Origin of the sequence: Salinivirga sp. (genome assembly GCF_035268865.1) — a bacterium.
Taxonomy (GTDB): Bacteria; Bacteroidota; Bacteroidia; order Bacteroidales; family Salinivirgaceae; genus Salinivirga.
Map to the genome: position 1 here is coordinate 1 of NZ_DATFKB010000149.1, position 2,610 is coordinate 2,610.

3 protein-coding genes are annotated in these 2,610 nt (G+C 40.5%); 1 reads left to right on the plus strand and 2 read right to left on the minus strand.

Annotation, left to right across the window (positions count from 1 at the left end; genetic code table 11):
• Window positions 1-149 precede the first annotated feature (149 nt).
• Entirely contained in the window at window positions 150-527 is a 378-nt protein-coding gene (locus VJ937_RS08930; RefSeq protein WP_324066551.1) for a hypothetical protein, read from the minus strand.
• Between the two features lie 166 nt (window positions 528-693).
• On the opposite strand from VJ937_RS08930, the gene VJ937_RS08935 reads away from it, so the two are divergent.
• Window positions 694-2,427, plus strand: coding sequence for a phospho-sugar mutase (locus VJ937_RS08935; protein ID WP_324066552.1), 1,734 nt, complete (start codon window positions 694-696; stop codon window positions 2,425-2,427).
• Here the strand turns inward: VJ937_RS08935 and VJ937_RS08940 are convergent.
• Window positions 2,408-2,610: hypothetical protein (locus VJ937_RS08940; RefSeq protein ID WP_324066553.1), on the minus strand; the 203-nt coding region annotated here is incomplete at its 5' end. The two genes, VJ937_RS08935 and VJ937_RS08940, sit on opposite strands and share 20 nt — an antisense overlap.

Below are 2,610 nucleotides of genomic sequence, written 5' to 3' on the forward strand. Positions count from 1 at the left end.
AGCAGGTGGGAGCATATGGTGAAGTAATGTCGAGCCGGTATAATTTGCGTCAGGGTGTACGTCGGTATCATGTTGATAATGAGCGTAAAACCGAAGCAGGAAAAGAGATTTGTACACTTGAGCGTACTTCCTGAATCCATCTTGCTTTATTAAGTATGTCGCAAATAAAAAATGACAAGACCAATAAGTGATAGTACACTCCCGATACTTGTTGCATTGTGTATTCTTATAATTATGCCCTCTCCGGTATTGCGATTACTGATTATTGCACCCGTTATAATGGCAGCGGCGAGAAGTACGGCAGTTACAATGCTTAGGGTTGTCATGGCTGAAGGTAATGTTGCCTGTTTGCTGTATTTCAGATAAGCTAAAATAAATAATACAATTCCTCCAACAGCACTAAGTTTGTGGAGTGTGGATGGAAGCATTTTGTAAGGGGCTCCCTGTTTTCCAAGCCAGAATCCTACCAGAATTGATAATACAAGCAATGCTGCACCTATCAGAAAATATGTTTCGTGAATTTTCATTCGTTCTTTTTAAAAGGTTGTTGTGCTAAAATACATAATAAACCCGGAAAACAATGGCTTTTTTAATTGGTTTAAGCTATTGGAGGCTGGCTTTATGTCAAAAATAGTGGTAAAATCATAACTTTGTAGTTCAATTTGAATTTTGTCAAACTAAAATAACACTACCATGCAAGATGAAACCCTTCAACAAGTAAAAGATAAAGCCCGGCAATGGCTTTCAATGGAAATTGATGATGAGACCAGGAAAGAAATTGACGCTATGCTGAAGGCTGAAAATGATGAGCTAATTGATGCATTTTACAAGGATCTGGAGTTTGGAACCGGCGGTTTGCGTGGTGTAATGGGGGCCGGATCGAACCGTATGAATATTTATACCGTTGGCATGGCTACGCAGGGATTGGCAAATTACCTGAAGAAAAATTTCAAAGATCAGCAAATAAGTGTGGCCATTGCTTATGATTGTCGCAACAATGGCGAGCTGTTTGCCAAAACCACTGCCGATATTTTCTCGGCCAACGACATTAAAGTTTATTTGTTTGATGCATTACGACCAACCCCGGAGCTTTCGTTTGCAATACGCGAATTAGGCTGTCAGAGTGGTGTGGTGGTAACAGCTTCGCATAACCCTAAAGAATATAACGGTTATAAGGTCTATTGGGAAGATGGCGCCCAGATTATTGAACCCCACGACAAAAATATCATTAATGAGGTGGCTTCCATTTCCGATATTAGCGAAATTAAGTTCGACAAAAACGCGGAGCTCATTGAAATTATTGGCGACGAAATCGATAAAAAATATATTGATCGGCTGAAAACACTCTCTCTATCACCAGAAATAATTGAGCGGAACAAAAACATGAAAATTGTTTTTACACCCATTCATGGTACAGCTGTCAAATTGGTGCCCATGGCGCTTAAGGCTTATGGTTTTGAGAATGTAATAAATATTCCTGAACAGGATGTAACAGACGGAAACTTCCCAACCGTGAAATCGCCCAACCCCGAAGAACCCGCAGCACTGGAAATGGCGCTCAATAAGGCAAAAGAAATAGATGCCGACCTCGTTATGGCTACTGACCCCGATGCCGACCGCGTGGGAATTGCCGTGAAAAACCTGAAGGGTGAGTTTGAATTGCTCAATGGTAACCAGGCTGCTGTATTGCTGATCAATTATCTTTTACATAAATGGAAAGACAATGGCAAGATTGATGGGAAACAGTATATTGTAAAAACCATTGTGACCACTGAGTTACTGCCAAAAATTGCAGCACATTATGGTGTGAAATGTCACAATGTACTTACAGGTTTTAAATATATAGCTGATATAATTGGTCGCAAAGAAGGAGAAGAAACCTTCATAGGAGGAGGTGAAGAGAGCTATGGGTACCTTGCCGGAGAATTTGTGCGCGATAAAGATGCCGTGATGTCGTGTGCGCTAATTGCTGAAGCTGTGGCATGGGCCAACGACCAGGGAAAATCAGCGTTTGAAATGCTATTCGATATTTACATGGAATATGGATTGTACTACGAAAACCTTATTTCCATTGTGAAAAAAGGTAAGGCCGGAGCCGATGAAATTCAGGCTATGATGGATAAACTCCGGAATGACCCACCAAAGAAAATTCACCGGAAAGAGGTGACAGCAGTTATAGATTACATGAAGGATGAATACCGTGATTTAACCGCCGGAGTAACTAAGAATATTGGCTTACCCAAAAGTAATGTGTTGCAATTTTTCCTGGAAGATGGCAGTAAAATCAGTGCTCGTCCGTCAGGAACCGAACCAAAAATCAAATTTTATTTTGGCGTAACCGGAGAACTGAAGTCTCACCGCGAATATGATGAAGCAATTGAAGAACTGAAAGAAAAGATCGAAAAGATTAAAGCGGATATTTTATAAGCTTTACTTGAATCTGCTTTCGGGGCGCAATAATTATTTGTGCCCCGGATTTTTTTGTGAAGTTTTTTTCTGTCTGGCGTTGAATTTCAAAATAACTCCCACCATTGGTAATGGCAAAATATATAGCCATTGTTTTTTTCGATCCCAAAATGCGCCTACCCATATGTCGTACCAGGCAAATAT